13 protein-coding genes are annotated in these 15,162 nt (G+C 64.8%); all 13 read right to left on the reverse strand.

What is annotated here, in order from left to right:
- Positions 1–91: 91 nt before the first annotated feature.
- Complete coding sequence (gene dnaE / locus ACIP90_RS19610; protein ID WP_400581339.1) at positions 92–3,649, reverse strand: DNA polymerase III subunit alpha; 3,558 nt, start codon at positions 3,647–3,649, stop codon at positions 92–94.
- 71 nt (positions 3,650–3,720) lie between these two features.
- Positions 3,721–4,647 carry an RluA family pseudouridine synthase gene (locus ACIP90_RS19615; protein WP_400581340.1) on the reverse strand — a complete coding sequence of 309 codons (927 nt, stop codon included), beginning with the start codon at positions 4,645–4,647 and terminating at the stop codon, positions 3,721–3,723.
- Positions 4,640–5,233, reverse strand: coding sequence for a signal peptidase II (gene lspA / locus ACIP90_RS19620; RefSeq protein ID WP_400581341.1), 594 nt, complete (start codon positions 5,231–5,233; stop codon positions 4,640–4,642). The genes ACIP90_RS19615 and lspA overlap by 8 nt, the downstream gene beginning before the upstream one ends.
- Before the next feature lie 84 nt (positions 5,234–5,317).
- Positions 5,318–6,010: a DivIVA domain-containing protein gene (locus ACIP90_RS19625; protein ID WP_400581343.1), complete on the reverse strand. Its 693-nt coding sequence runs from the start codon at positions 6,008–6,010 to the stop codon at positions 5,318–5,320.
- Positions 6,011–6,179: 169 nt separating this feature from the next.
- Entirely contained in the window at positions 6,180–6,467 is a 288-nt protein-coding gene (locus tag ACIP90_RS19630; RefSeq protein WP_400581344.1) for a YggT family protein, read from the reverse strand.
- A gap of 146 nt (positions 6,468–6,613) precedes the next feature.
- Positions 6,614–7,141 (reverse strand): cell division protein SepF, encoded by a 528-nt coding sequence (locus tag ACIP90_RS19635; protein WP_205652637.1) that lies wholly within the window; start codon positions 7,139–7,141, stop codon positions 6,614–6,616.
- Between the two features lie 90 nt (positions 7,142–7,231).
- Positions 7,232–7,969, reverse strand: a complete 738-nt coding sequence (locus ACIP90_RS19640) for a YggS family pyridoxal phosphate-dependent enzyme (protein ID WP_400581345.1) — start codon at positions 7,967–7,969, stop codon at positions 7,232–7,234.
- Complete coding sequence (locus ACIP90_RS19645) at positions 7,962–8,654, reverse strand: polyphenol oxidase family protein (RefSeq protein ID WP_400581346.1); 693 nt, start codon at positions 8,652–8,654, stop codon at positions 7,962–7,964. Before ACIP90_RS19645 ends, ACIP90_RS19640 begins: the two co-directional genes overlap by 8 nt.
- A 102-nt stretch (positions 8,655–8,756) precedes the next feature.
- Positions 8,757–9,992, reverse strand: a complete 1,236-nt coding sequence (gene ftsZ / locus ACIP90_RS19650; RefSeq protein WP_400581347.1) for a cell division protein FtsZ — start codon at positions 9,990–9,992, stop codon at positions 8,757–8,759.
- A gap of 205 nt (positions 9,993–10,197) precedes the next feature.
- Positions 10,198–11,283, reverse strand: a complete 1,086-nt coding sequence (locus ACIP90_RS19655) for a cell division protein FtsQ/DivIB (protein WP_400581348.1) — start codon at positions 11,281–11,283, stop codon at positions 10,198–10,200.
- Positions 11,276–12,655 (reverse strand): UDP-N-acetylmuramate--L-alanine ligase, encoded by a 1,380-nt coding sequence (murC, locus tag ACIP90_RS19660; RefSeq protein ID WP_400581349.1) that lies wholly within the window; start codon positions 12,653–12,655, stop codon positions 11,276–11,278. Before murC ends, ACIP90_RS19655 begins: the two co-directional genes overlap by 8 nt.
- The gene (gene murG / locus ACIP90_RS19665; RefSeq protein ID WP_400581350.1) at positions 12,652–13,752 is read right to left on the reverse strand and encodes an undecaprenyldiphospho-muramoylpentapeptide beta-N-acetylglucosaminyltransferase; all 1,101 of its coding nucleotides are present in this window, start codon (positions 13,750–13,752) and stop codon (positions 12,652–12,654) included. The genes murC and murG overlap by 4 nt, the downstream gene beginning before the upstream one ends.
- A gap of 10 nt (positions 13,753–13,762) precedes the next feature.
- A complete protein-coding gene (ftsW, locus tag ACIP90_RS19670) occupies positions 13,763–15,160 on the reverse strand; it encodes a putative lipid II flippase FtsW (protein ID WP_400581351.1) in 1,398 nt (465 codons plus the stop codon).
- Between the last annotated feature and the right edge of the window lie 2 nt (positions 15,161–15,162).

Here is a 15,162-nt window from a genome sequence, read left to right on the forward strand (position 1 = left end):
GTTCGCTCTCGACAAGCACCACACAACACCCGGAGGTCCTCTTATTGCTTCAAGTAAATCCCCGTGTCACCAACCTGCCGGGACAATACACCTAGACGTCCAGGCAGGCGGGCCCCAGCAGCACTTTGAGGTCACCGAAGAGGGACGGGTTCGGATTGACCCTAAGATGCACGGGCAACCCCATGACCTCCACACGGGTGTCGCCCTGCAGGTTGATCCGCACTTCCGAGTTGCCGCGGTGGTTGCGCAGCACATCCCCAAGCTCCGTGACCACGGCCTCCGTGGCCTTGTGTGTGGGCATCGTGATCACGATGGGGCCATTCGTGCCCTCGCTAAGATCCGGGACGGAGAGCTCCATGCAGTTCAGGGTGACGGCGCCGTCGTCGCGCCGTTGCAGGCGGCCCTTGACCACCACGATGAGGTCCTCGGCCAGAACCGAGGCGATGGGGCCGTACACCTGTCCGAAGAACATCACTTCCATGGAACCGCCAAGGTCCTCGATCTCCGCCCGGGCATAGGCGTTGCCGCTGGCCTTGGCGATCCTGCGGCTGAGCGAGGTGATCATGCCGGAAATGGTGACGATTGCGCCGTCGTGGGGGCCGTCCTCGGCGATGATCGAGGTGATGGACTGATCGGCGTGCTGGCTCAGGAGCCCCTCGAGGCCCTGCAGCGGGTGGTCCGAGACGTACAGTCCGAGCATGTCGCGTTCGAACGAGAGTTTGTCTTTCTTCTCCCATTCGGGAAGGTCGGGGATCTCGATGCTCAGGGACGCCTCGGATTCGGCCTCATCGAAGCCGGCAAACAGATCGAACTGGCCGATCGCCTCATTGCGTTTGAGGGTGATGACCGAGTCGATCGCCTCTTCGTGGATCATCGCCAGCGCGCGGCGGTGGTGGCCCAGCGAGTCGAACGCACCTGCCTTGATCAGGGATTCCACGGTGCGCTTGTTGCACACGACAGCCGGGACCTTCATGAGGTAATCCTTGAAGGACGTGTACGCGCCCTCTTTCTCGCGTGTGGCCACCATGGCCTCGACGGCATTGACGCCGACGTTGCGGATGGCGCCCATCCCGAAGCGGATATCGTTGCCCACCGGGGTGAAGTTGAGCGCTGACTCGTTGACGTCGGGCGGGAGCACGGTGATGCCCATGCGCCGGCATTCGTTCAGGTAGATCGCCGATTTGTCCTTGTCGTCTCCGACCGACGTCAGCAATGCCGCCATGTACTCCGGTGCGTAGTGCGCTTTCAGGTAGGCGGTCCAGTAGGAAATCACGCCGTACGCGGCCGAGTGGGCCTTGTTGAAGGCGTAGTCGGAGAACGGCAGCAGGATGTCCCAGAGCGTCTTAACGGCCTCCATCGAGTAGCCGTTGTCCTGCATGCCCTGGGAGAAGCCTGCGAACTGCTTGTCCAGCTCGGATTTCTTTTTCTTGCCCATGGCGCGGCGCAGGATGTCTGCCTGCCCCAGGGAGTAGCCCGCGAGCTTCTGCGCCACGGCCATAACCTGCTCCTGGTACACGATCAGGCCGTAGGTCGTGCCAAGGATCTCCGCCAGCGGTTCGGCCAGTTCCGGGTGGATCGGGACGACTTCCTGGATCTTGTTCTTGCGCAGCGCGTAGTCGGTGTGGGCGTTGGCGCCCATGGGACCTGGCCGGTAGAGGGCGAGCACGGCCGAGATGTCTTCGAAGTTGTCAGGCTTCATGAGCTTGAGCAGGGAGCGCATGGGGCCGCCGTCGAGCTGGAAGACGCCGAGGGTGTCGCCCCGGGCCAACAGCTCGTAGGACGCGGTGTCGTCAAGGGCCAGGGTTTCGAGGTCGAGTTCGATGCCGCGGTTCATCTTGATGTTTTCCAGGGCGTCGGAAATGATCGTCAGGTTCCGCAGGCCGAGGAAGTCCATCTTGATCAGGCCGAGGCCTTCGGACGTCGGGTAGTCGAACTGCGTGATGACCTGCCCGTCCTGGAAACGGCGCATGATCGGGATCACGTCGATGATCGGGTCCGAGGACATGATCACGCCTGCCGCATGCACACCCCATTGCCGCTTCAGGCCTTCGATGCCCAGAGCCGTCTCGAAAACCTTGGCAGCCTCGGGGTCGCTGCTGATCAGCTGACGGAAGTCAGCGGCTTCACTGTAGCGCTTGGCCTCCGGGTTCTGGATGTCGGCCAGCGGAATGTCCTTGGCCATGACAGCCGGCGGCAGCGCCTTGGTCAGCTGCTCGCCCATGCTGAACGGGTAGCCCAGCACGCGGGAGGAGTCCTTAAGCGCCTGCTTGGTCTTGATGGTGCCATAGGTGACAATCATCGCCACACGTTCGTCGCCGTATTTGCGCGTCACATAGTCGATCACCTCGGAGCGGCGCCGGTCATCGAAGTCAACGTCGAAGTCAGGCATGGAGACGCGGTCCGGGTTGAGGAAGCGCTCGAAGATCAGGCCGTGGTGCAGCGGATCGAGGTCGGTGATGCGCATGGCGTAGGCCACCATGGAACCGGCGCCCGAGCCGCGGCCCGGACCGACCCGGATGCCGTTGTTCTTGGCCCAGTTGATGAAGTCGGCCACCACGAGGAAGTAGCCCGGGAAGCCCATGGAGGTAATGACTTCCAGCTCATAGTCCGCCTGCTTGCGGACCTTGTCCGGGATGCCCTGGGGGTAGCGGTAGTGGAGTCCCTTATCGACTTCCTTGACCAGCCAGGATGTTTCGTCCTCTCCCTCCGGGCAGGGGAAGCGGGGCATGTAGTTGGCGCCGGTGTTGAACGAAACCTCGCAGCGCTCGGCGATCAGGAGCGTGTTGTCGCACGCCTCGGGGTGGTCGCGGAACAGGTCACGCATTTCCTGCGGTGACTTCAGGTAGTAGCCGCTGCCGGAGAAGGCGAAGCGGGAGCCGCCGTCGTCGTACGTGGGTTCGAGCAGGGTGGATCCGGACTGGATGGCCAGCAGCGCCTCGTGTGCCTTGGCGTCGTGCTCGTGTGTGTAGTGCAGGTCGTTGGTGGCCACGAGCGGGAGATTGAGTTCCTTGGCAAGGCGCAGCAGGTCACCCGTGACGCGCCGCTCGATGTCGAGGCCGTGGTCCATGAGTTCGCAGAAGTAATTCTCGGCGCCAAAGATGTCGCGGAACTCCGCTGCCGCTTCCAGTGCCTCGCGGTACTGGCCAAGCCGCAGCCTGGTCTGGATTTCACCGGACGGGCAGCCCGTCGTCGCGATGAGCCCTTCGGAGTAAGTGTTCAGCAGTTCGCGGTCCAGCCGGGGCCATTTGCCGAAGACCGAGTCCAGTGAGGCGATCGACGACGCACGGAACAGGTTGCGCATGCCCACGTTGTTGTAACTCAGGAGCGTCATGTGCGTGTAGGAACCACCGCCGGAGACGTCGTCCTTGCGCTGGCTTTCATCGCCCCACCGCACGCGGCTTTTGTCGCCGCGCGCGGTACCGGGGGTCACATAGGCTTCCACACCGATGATGGGCTTGATGCCCTTGTCAGTGGCCTTTTTCCAGAAGTCGAAGGCGCCGAAAAGGTAGCCGTGGTCTGTGGTGGCGAGGGCGGGCATCCCGAGCCGCTCGGTTTCGTCGAACAGCTCACCGAGCCGGGCGGCGCCGTCCAGCATGGAGTACTCGGTGTGGGTGTGGAGATGGACGAACGAGTCATTGCTGGAAGTCACCGAACCATTCTAGTGGTCTCCCCGTGACAATCAGCGCTGACCTGCCGGCGGACTGGCCCCCCGAAGCGGGTTCAGGCCCGGCCGGATTCCAGGACCTGCAGCGCGTAGGCCAGATCCTCCGGATATTCACTGGTGACGGTCACGCGCTCCCCGGTCCTCGGGTGGTCAAAGCCGAGCTGCCGGGCGTGTAGCCACTGCCGGGTCAGGCCAAGGGTTGCGGCGAGACGCGGGTCGGCGCCGTACGTGAGGTCACCGGCACACGGGTGGCGCAGCGCCGCGAAGTGGACCCGGATCTGGTGAGTCCTGCCCGTTTCCAGGTGCACCTCCACCAGGGTGGCCTTTCCGTAGGCCTCGAGGACCTCGTAGTGGGTCACTGACGGCCGGCCGTCTTCGATGACGGCGAAGCGCCAGTCGTGGTCCGGGTGGCGGCCGATCGGCGCGTCGATGGTCCCCTGCAGGGGGTCCGGGAGGCCCTGGACCACGGCGTGATAGACCTTGTCCACGGTGCGTTCCTTGAAAGCACGCTTCAGCGCGGTGTAGGCCGGCTCTGTTTTGGCCACCACCATGACTCCGGACGTGCCAACGTCGAGACGGTGGACAATGCCTGCCCGCTCAGCGAATCCTGACGTGGACACGCGGTATCCGGCGCCTGCCAGCCCTCCGACGACGGTGGGCCCCACCCAGCCCGGAGACGGATGGGCTGCCACCCCTACCGGCTTATCGACGACCACAAAGTCGTCGTCGTCCAGCAGTATCTTCAGGCCTTCCACAACTTCCTCCACAATTTCCAGGGGGTCCCGCCGCTCGGGGACCGTCACGTGGAGCACTGTGCCCGACGCGAGCTTGGCGGACTTACCCACCTTTTTGCCGCCGCTGAGGACATTGCCTTCGGCGATGAGGGTGGCCGCCTGCGACCGGGACACGCCCATCAGCTTGGCCAGCCCGGCATCAACCCGGCTGCCGTCGAGTTCCTCCGGCACGACCACCCGTTCAGACATCCTTGCTTCCGTCCTGCTTGGGTCCTGCGTGACGCGAGTTGGGTCCTGCGTGACGCGAGCCGTCCAGGCCGATGCCGCGCAGCGTGAGTAGGCAGATAAGGACCACAGAGGACACAACCGCCGAGTCCGCGATATTGAAGATCGCGAAATTGGGCAGCTGGATGAAGTCGATGACGTGGCCCATGGCGAAGGAAGGCTCGCGGAACAGCCGGTCCGTCAGGTTGCCAAGGGCCCCGCCGAGCAGGAGGCCCAGTGCCACTGCCCACCACGCGGAACCAAGCCTGCGCAGCTGGAACACGATGGCGACGGAGACAGCCACCATGATGATGGTGAAAACCCACGTCACGTTCTCCCCGATGGAAAATGCGGCGCCCGAATTGCGGATGTAGTACCAGTGCAGCAGCGGCGGCAGCACGGGGATCCGTTCGCCTTCCACCATCGTGCTCGTCACCCACAGCTTGGTGAGCTGGTCGAACACGTACGCGAAGACAGCCAGCCCGGCAAACAGGGAGAGGAGCACCGCCCGACGGGGCCGCGGGCGCGGGGAGGCTGGATGGGCTGCGTCGGCGGCGAGTTCGTCAGTCATGGTGCTTTCATTAGGGAAGCGTTCTTGTTAATCACAAAAGCCGGTGGCCGAGGAACCCTCAGCCACCGGCTTTCAGAATACGTGCTAAACGGTGGCGTTGCTTTCGCCGACCTCAGGCGCTGCGACGGAGCCGCGGGCGTCCAGGTCGCGCAGCTGGCCTTCGATGTAGGCCTTCAGGCGGGAGCGGTAGTCCCGCTCGAAGCCGCGGAGCTGCTCCACCTTGCGTTCGAGGACGGAGCGCTGCTGCTCCAGTGCGCCAAGGATCTTCCGGGACTTCTCCTGGGCGTCGTTGACGAGGCTGCTGGCTTCGATCTGCGCTTCGGCAATGATCTTGTCGCGCTGTTCCTGGCCATCGGCGATGTGGCGGTCGTGCATCTGCTGGGCCATGGCAAGCAGGCCGGCGGCGGAGTCGGATACGTTGCCACCGGCGGCAGCGGGAGCCTGGGTTGCAACAGCAACTGCCTGCTCCGCTTCCTTCTTCTTGGCAAGCTCGGCGGCCTTTGCTTCGGCTTCTGCCTTGGCGCGCGATTCGTCCTTGTCTGCCTTGGCGGGTGCGGGAACCTTCTCAACGACCGGTGCCACTGTTGTAGCCGCCGCGGCGGTTCCGCTGCCAGCTTCGGCGAGCTTCTTGCGAAGTTCGTCGTTTTCCTGGTTCAGGCGGCGCAGTTCAACGACGATCTCGTCCAGGAAGTCATCAACTTCATCCTGGTCGTAGCCTTCGCGGAACTTGGTCGGCTGAAAGCGCTTGTTGACAACGTCTTCTGGCGTCAAAGCCATCTGGTCACCTCGTTGGTCTAGTTAGTCAGTAGGCCTTCCGGCCGTTCAAAACTACGGTACCTAAATATGGTCTGGTTCCTCTAATTCAACACGTTGTGTCAAACCGGAGATTTCAGCGCGATCGGCCACCCGGTCAGGGACGGCCACCGTGCTGCAAGCTGCTGCGAAACTATGCGAAGGACCTGGCGATGGCCATCGCGATGCTGAGGGCGATGAACAACACCAGGAAGCCAAGGTCGAGCGAGACGCCACCCAGCCGCAGCGGCGGGATGACGCGGCGCAGAACTTTCAGCGGTGGGTCGGTGACCGAGTACACCGCATGGGCGGCCACAAGCGCCATGCCCCGGGGGCGCCATTCACGGGCAAACATCTGGACCCAGTCAAACACGAGACGCACGATCAGGGCGACAAACACGAACAGCAGGACGATATAGACGAGCCCGAATACTAGTCCCATGAGCTAACCCATATCTCCATGTTCATTCCGGATGCCGTGGCATCCTGTCAGTCTGACTTCAATGCTGCACCAGTATTTCAGCACAATCACTATTTCAACACGGATTGCCAGGCAGGTGTCCCTGCCTGGCATCCGACGGACCCTGGTTAGCTCTGGTTGAAGAAGCTGGCGGTGGTCTCGCTGGCCTTCTTATCATCGCCGATGACTTCAATGTATGACGGCGACAGCAGGAAGACCTTGTTGGTGACACGCTCAATGCTGCCGCGGAGGCCAAAGACCAGCCCCGCGGAGAAGTCCACGAGCCGCTTGGCGTCAGCCTCGCCCATGTCCGTGACGTTCATGATGACGGGGATGCCGTCCCTGAAGCTTTCACCGATGAGCTTGGCGTCATTGTAGGAGCGCGGGTGGATCGTGGTGATCTGCCGCAGTCCGGTGGTCTCTTCGCGGCTCGAAGCCGCACGTTTAATAGGTGTCACGGGTGCGCGGTATTCCTCTTCGGCGGCGGGTGGCGCTTCACGGACGACCTCGCGGACAGGCGCCGGGGCACGGCGCTCCTCGCGGTCAGGCTCCATTTGGTCCTCATCCTTTTGCTGGGTGGAAAGCTCAGACTCGTAGTGCTCTTCGCCATCGGCGAGCCCAAGATAGATCATTGTCTTGCGCAGAGCGCCGGCCATGGTCGACTCCTAATCGTGTCCGTAAGCGGGCCGCCCAAATAAAGACTGACAGCATTGGAATCCCCGCCATTCACTTCCAATACTCAGACGCTATCGCACCGCCGGGCGCGATCCGAGAATATCCGAACCGATTCTGAGGTGTGTCGCGCCGAAACGGATAGCTGCTTCCAGGTCCTGGCTCATACCTGCGGAAACGGCTACGGCGCCGGGGTGGCCGCTCTTGAGCCGGGCCGAAATGTCAGCAAGTTTTGCGAACGCGCGGTCGGGGTCGGCCCCCAGCGGGGCCACCGCCATGACACCGGCGAGACGGAGGCCTAAGGCTCCTTCCAACCGGTCAGCCAGGAGCGGAACGTCAGCAGGCGCGGCCCCGCCGCGGTGCGCCGCCTCGTCGTCGTCCAGGCTGACCTGGATGAAACAGTCCAGGCTGTCCCGTCCTGACTTCTCCTGCTCTGCGGCCATCGCCTTGGCGAGTGACTCCACGAGTTGCGGACGGTCCACTGAGTGGACGGCGTGAGCATAACGGACCACGCTCTTGGCCTTCTTGCTTTGGAGTTGGCCCACGAAGTGCCACCGCACATCCAGCCCGCTCAGCGACGCCGCCTTCTGGGAGGCCTCCTGGTCCCTGTTCTCCCCGAAATCCGTGACCCCCAATGAGGCCAGCCGGCGGACATCATCGGCGGGATGGTACTTGGACACGACGATAAGCCGCGGCGGGTCGTCGGTCCGGCCGGCAGCCGCGGCGGCGTCTGCAATCCGGCGCTGTACGGCATCCAGCCGCTGCTTCAGCTCACGCGTCCGGGGGTCGGTTTCCGGCGTAGCCTCACTCATGGGACCACACCAGGCCCGCGAACCGTCCTGATTGACGGTCCCGCCGATACGAGTAGAGCGCTTCCGTCTCCAGCGTGCAGGGTCCCCGGTATTCGACCGGGACGCCCAGGGATTCGAGTTGGTTCGCCGCACCGCGCGGCAGATCAAGCGCGGCGGTTCCCCAGCTGGTAGTGGACCAGGCGGACGGCACGAAGGCGGCAACGTCGTCCCGCAGCCCGTCCGGAACTTCATAGCACTGACCGCAGATTGAAGGCCCCAGCCAGGCGCGAACATCACGCGCGCCCGTTGCCTGCATCTGCTCCACCGCCGCGGGGATCACACCTGAGGCCAGGCCCGGGCGCCCGGCGTGGACCACGCCAAGCACCGGCCCGCCTGCGCCTGAGTCACCTACCAGCACCATGGGAATGCAGTCGGCAACCATCACCGCCAACGGCAGCGTGCGGGACACCATCGCATCCGCCGTGGGGGCAACACCCGGCGAGTCCACCAAGGCCACTTCATTGCCATGAACCTGGTTCATGTACTGGAACCGGCGGGGCGCAATGCCGGCAGCAGCGTCCAGATCATCGCGTCGCCGCATGACGGACGGGGCGTCATCGCCCACGTGCAGGGCAAGATTGCCCGCCCCCGTGTTCGTGAACGCCACAGACACCCCGGGCAGGACTTCAGCACGCCACAGAAACAATCAGAACACCGACAACAATCAGAACACCAACAATCAAGAGAGCTTCAGCAAGGGGCGCCGGACGGCAGTGCCGCCCGGCGTCCGCCTGCTGCAGGAAGACGCCTACTTCAGGAAGTCCGGAACGTCCAGGTCATCGGAGCGGCCGCCGGAGAGGTCCGGCTCCACGACCGACGGAAGGTCGACGTCGAACCCCGAGTCTGCGGGGACTGCAGACTGGCGCTGCTGGCCCCAGCTGCCCAGGCCCGCGGCCCCGACTCCGGCGTGCACCGGCTGGACGTGGACCTGCGGCTGGCTGTTCGACGGCCCCGGGCTCGACGGCGCGGACGCCGGAACCGCCGGACGCTGCGGCGCAGCCTGCGGCTGCGACTGGTCCATGGACGGCGATGTGGCCTTGACGTCGTCGAAGCCGGCAGCGATCACAGTTACACGGGCTTCATCCCCGAGGGCGTCGTCGATCACGGCACCGAAGATGATGTTGGCCTCGGGGTGTGCCACCTCCTGGACCAGACGGGCGGCCTCGTTGATCTCGAACAGGCCGAGGTCGGATCCGCCCTGGATCGAGAGCAGCACACCGTGCGCACCGTCGATGGAAGCCTCAAGCAGCGGCGACGCGATGGCAAGTTCGGCCGCTTTGACCGCCCTGTCCTCACCGCGGGCGGACCCGATGCCCATTAGGGCCGATCCGGCGCCCTGCATGACGGACTTGACGTCGGCGAAGTCGAGGTTGATCAGGCCAGGAGTGGTAATCAGGTCGGTGATGCCCTGGACACCGGACAGCAGGACCTGGTCGGCGGAACGGAACGCGTCCAGGACCGAGACGTTGCGGTCGCTGATGGACAGCAGGCGGTCGTTGGGGATCACGATCAGCGTGTCCACTTCGTCACGGAGGGCGTCAATGCCGGCCTCCGCGGAGCCTGCACGGCGGCGTCCTTCGAACGTGAACGGCCGTGTGACCACACCAATGGTCAGGGCACCGAGGGAACGCGCAATGCGTGCCACCACCGGCGCTCCGCCTGTGCCCGTGCCGCCGCCCTCGCCGGCAGTAACGAAGACCATGTCTGCCCCGCGGAGCACTTCCTCGATCTCGTCAGCGTGGTCTTCGGCAGCCTGCTTGCCGACCTCCGGATTGGCTCCGGCACCAAGCCCGCGTGTCAGTTCGCGTCCGACGTCAAGCTTGACGTCGGCATCGCTCATCAGCAGCGCCTGGGCATCGGTGTTGATCGCGATGAATTCGACACCGCGGAGACCCACCTCGATCATGCGGTTGACTGCGTTCACGCCACCGCCGCCGATGCCGACGACCTTGATGACGGCCAAGTAATTCTGCGGAGCTGCCACGTTACGTGTCCCTTGTTCGTGTCCTGTTGCGAAATCTGATGGAGTCGAGCTTGAAGCGCTGAACCTTAACCTTCGAGTTGAAGGTTATAGTTATGTCAAGTAACTCATGTCTGTGACGCTATTTCCTATGCTTCGTACATTCAATAACCGACCCCGCGTGTCGGACTAATCACGGCGAAATACGGCGTGTCAGCCTGTCACGGAATCAGCGCGTCACGGGGTGCCGGGGCACACTGACGTCGTAGACGTTCACCGGGTTGGCCGGGTCCGCGGGAACCTTCAGCAGCGCCTCGAGCACCCGTGCCTTCAACTCCCGCTCCCCCTCGTTGCCCCAGATGATGGTCTGGCCGTCCACCAGCTTCAGTTCAACCGCATCCACCGATTTAGCTGAAGCGTTGGAGAGCTTGGCAAGAACACTGGCCGGAAGGGCGCCCAGTACAGCTGTGGTTGCTTGGAAGAGGTCTTTGCCGATCGCACCGGCACCGCCGTCGATGACCGGCAGCTTCACGTTTGCGGGATCTGCCGTAGCGGTCAGGCGAACGCCCTCCACGTCCACCAGCATGTACTCGGCGCCGCGCTTGACGAGTGCCACCGGAACACGCTCGTGAACCTGGACCACCAGCTCGGAGGGTGGACGGGCCTGGGTGGTCACCGACTTGATCTGGACGAGGGGCTTGAGCAGCCTTTCGACATCCCCGTCGTTCACCTGTGGCAGCGGCGTGCCTTCAAGCGGCTTGAGGGCGGCCTGGACCTGCGCAGGCTTAAGCAGCTTGGTACCGCTCACCGTCACCGTTTTGACGGCCAGCACAGGCGAGTAGACGGCGGCCACGATCAGGCCGGCGACAAGTGCGGCAACAACGCATGCCGCCATAATGGCATTGCGCCTGAGCCGCCTGCCTTTGGGCTCCGGAAAGGCGAGGACGTTGTCCTGGTCTGCGCTGTTCTGGTCTGCCCCGTCCTGGCTGGCACTCTTCCGTCCCGTACGGGTGCTGTCGGGCGATGCCTTCTGTTCCGCGCCTTTGCGCCACGGGCGCTGAGCGGTGGCCAGAACGGCCTGGATCCGGCTCTGCTGCTCCGCCTGGTTATTCGGCGTCCGGTCCCGCCCGGTTGCTTTCCGGGGCTCCGGGGCGCGTTTCCTGGGCTCCGAAGCGGGCGCTGGTGCGCTCTTGGACGCGGTGATCACTCGCGGCTGCGCGTCCTTATGGGTGTCCGGCGTCTTTGCCTGGTCTGCGGACCCGACTGGCTTTCCGGACCCGACGGGCCGGTAGGTGGGGCGGCGGGTACTAGCCACCGAGCGACTCCACGATGAGGGGACCGTATGCTGTCACGTCTCCGGCCCCGGCCGTCAGGATGATGTCGCCTGGCTGCGCAACGGCGGCCATGGCCTCCACGGCTGCCTGCCCTCCTGCGACCAAGCGGCCGCCCTCGCCCAGGTGCCGGGTGATGAGCGCGCTCGTCACTCCGGGGATGGGGTCCTCCCTCGCCGGATAGATGTCCAGCACCAGGGCCGTGTCGGCCATGTTAAGTGCCCCGGCGAATTCCTCGGCAAATTCACGGGTCCTGGAAAAAAGGTGGGGCTGGAACAGGACGTGGACCTTGTGGTCCCCTGCCACCGAGCGTGCGGCGGCGACGGCGGCCCGCACCTCAGTGGGGTGGTGGGCGTAGTCGTCGTACACCCGCACTCCCCTGCCCTCACCTTTGAACTCAAACCGCCGCGACGCGCCCGAGAAACCTGCCAGCGCCGACGCCGCAGACTCCGGCTCCACGCCAAGCTCCAGAGCAACCGCCATCGCGGCAGCGGCGTTGAGCGCATTGTGCCGGCCGGGAACCTGCAGCGACAGCGGAAACTTCCCCGCCGCCGTCGTGACCGCCACGTTGCCGGGGCCGCCGTCGGACAGCCGGATGTCAGCCTCATCGGAGGTGCCGTACAGAACAACACGCGTGTTGCCGCGCTCCGTGGTGCGCCGGGCCAGAGCCAGCGCTCCGGCGTCGTCCGCGCAGGCGACCAGCACGCCGTCTGCCGGCAGCAGCGCAGTGAACAGGTCGAAGGACTCGTACACCGCTTCGGCAGTGCCATAGTGGTCCAGGTGGTCCGGCTCCACGTTCGTGACAACGGCGATCTGCGGGCGGTAGTTCAGGAAGGACCCGTCGGACTCATCGGCTTCGGCCACGAACACCTTGGACGAGCCGTTCGCCGCGTTGACACCGAGCGCCGGAACGTTGGCCCCGATGGCGAATGAAGGGTCCAGGCCCGCGCCCTGGAGCAGCACGGCAATCATCGACGTGGTGGTCGACTTGCCGTGTGTGCCGGCCACGGTGACCACGAGGTCGTCACCCATGGTGGCCGCCAGCGCCTCTGATCGGTGCAGTACCGGCAGGCCCGCGGCCTTGGCCGCTGCGAGTTCGGGGTTGTCAGCCCGGATTGCGGAGCCCGCCACCACTGTCTGGGCGTCCCTGAGGTTCGCCTCGTCGTACCCAACAGCCACTGTGGCTCCGGCTGCGGCGAGGTCTGCCATGACCGGCAGGTCCTTGGCATCCGAACCGCTGACAGGCACGCCCCGGGCGACCATGATCCGGGCGACGGCGGACATGCCAACACCGCCGATGCCGATGAAGTGCACGCGGCCAAGCGCGTCCTGGCGGAGTGTGCCGTTGCTGGTCATGTGGATACCGCTTCCAGTACGAGACCGGCCATGAGCCGGTCGGCATCCCTGATGCCAAGGTTTTCTGAGTTCGCTGCCATCGCTTCGAGCCGGGCCCGGTCGGTCAGGAGCGGAATGAGCCGCGACCTGACCCACTCCGGAGTAAACTCGCGGTCCGCCACCAGCAATGCGCCGCCGGCCCGCACCAGCCCGTCGGCATTGAGAGCTTGCTCGCCGTTGCCGATAGGCAGTGGCACGAAGACTGCAGGAACACCGACGGCGGCGGCCTCGCTGACCGTCGCCGCACCGGCACGGGCAAGCAGAAGGTCCGCGGCGGCATACACCGACTCCATGCCGTCGACATATTCGAGCTGCCGGTAGCCCTCGCCCTGCAGGACGTTCCCGTCACTGTCCTCCACCGTTTTGCCGCGCCCCGTGATGTGGAGGGTCTGGATTCCGGCTTCTGCCAGCGCGTCGAGGGACGCCGCCACCGTTCGGTTGATGCTCTGGGCCCCGGACGATCCGCCCGTCACGATAAGTACCGGCTTTTCGGGCCGCAGCCCCAGCGCCGTGAGGGCACTTTCGCGGGCCGTGGATCTGGCCATGGCGGAGATTTCCCGGCGCATGGGCATCCCTACGTGGCGAGCATGCCGCAGTGGCGTGCCGGCGAATGCCACCGCAACGTGCCTGCTGAAGAGGGCCCCAACCCTGTTCGCGAGGCCGGGACGGGCGTTGGCTTCGTGGATGACGATCGGAATTTTCCGCCGCCAGGCCGCCAGGTACATCGGTGTGCAGACGTAGCCGCCCACTCCCACCAGGACGTCAGCCCCGGCGTCGTCCAGGATGCGCCCGGCCTGCTTTACAGCGCCCGCCAGCCGGCGGGGCAGCCGAAGCAGATCCGCGGAGGGCCGCCGCGGGAACGGGACACGGTCAATGGTGGCCAACTCGAGCCCGGCGGCCGGAACCAGTCTCGTCTCCATGCCGGTGGACGTTCCGACCGCGAGCAGCCTCGCATCGGGGCGGGCCTCGCGGATGGCGGCGGCAATGGCCAGCAGCGGATTGATATGGCCCGCCGTTCCACCGCCGGCGAGGACCACGGACAATGAGTCGGTTTTCATCAGGTGCTGTTTACGCTTTCGTACGGGATTTCTTGCGGCCGCGCTTCCAGGGCGAAGGCAACATTTTCCGGGGCCGGAGGTTGGGTGCCATCTGGACCCGGGCCAAGGACAACACTACGCCGATTGCGCAGAGGGACATGAGCAAGGCGGACCCTCCATAGGAAATGAAGGGCAACGGGACGCCGATGACCGGGACCAGCCCCGTGACCACGGCCATGTTGACCGTGGCCTGGCCCAGAAGCCACACCATGATGGTGCCGGCAAGGACCCGGTGGAACAGGTCCTCCTGGGCAACGACAACTCTGTAGATTGCCGCACCAAGGATGGCGAACAGGAGCAGTACGACGACGGTGCCCACCAGCCCGAGTTCCTCGCCGATGATGGCGAAAATGAAGTCGTTGTGGGCTTCCGGTATCCAGCTGTATTTTTGCCGGCTCTGACCAAGCCCGACGCCGAACCAGCCGCCGGAAGCCAGCCCATAGAGGCCGTTTGTTGACTGGTAGTTGGCGTCGGTGCCGTCCCCGCAGCTCTGCCCCGTCCACCACGAGGTGATGCGGCACATGCGGTTGGAGCTCGTCATGGCCATGACAGCCGTGGCGATGACGCCGCCCACGGCAGCAAAGCCAAAGAGATAGAGGCGTACACCGGCGAAAAACAGCGCGGCGGCCATGACCATCATGATGATCATGCCGGTGCCCAGGTCGTTACCTGCGAGGACGAGGCCGATAATGCCGAGAGCCACCGGCACGACAGGAATGACGGCGTGCTGCCAGCGATGAATCAGCTTCGATTTCTTTGCGAGGACCGTGGCCATCCAGAGTGCCAGGGCGAGCTTGGCAGCCTCCGACGGCTGAAGCGTGAAGAACCCGCCGACTTCGATCCAGTTCTTGTTGCCGTTCACGCTCGTGCCGATCACCAGCACCAGCCCCAGCAGGGCATAGGCGACGATGATGCCCGCCCACGCGAGCCGTTTCAGCCAGACCACATTGATCCGCGACAGCATGAACATCAGGAAGACGCCGATGCCGGCGAACAGCCCCTGCTTGAGGGCGGCCGAGTAGGGCGACTCCCCCGCCGCAATGGCCTCCACGCTGGACGCGGAGAGCACCATCATGATGCCGATCGCCGTCAGGGCAAGGGTGGTTCCGAGAATGAGGTAGTACGTGGAGCCGTTGCGGGATTTGCCGCTTCCTTCCAAGGCAGACCAGAAGCGCCGGTATCCCAGCACGAGTTTGGCCGGCAACGGCGTTCGGGGCGCAGACCTGCCGGAGGATGAGTTGCCAGAGGGCGAGTTACCGGCCGGCCTGTTGCCGGAGGACGAGTTACCGGGGCGCCCGGAGGCAGCCCCGCGGATGGTCTCCGCCGTCCGCGGCCGTGCCGCCGCGGGACGTGTGGGCGTGCTGACCATTC

The sequence above is a fragment of the Arthrobacter sp. NPDC093139 genome, assembly GCF_044754165.1.
GTDB lineage: Bacteria > Actinomycetota > Actinomycetes > Actinomycetales > Micrococcaceae > Arthrobacter.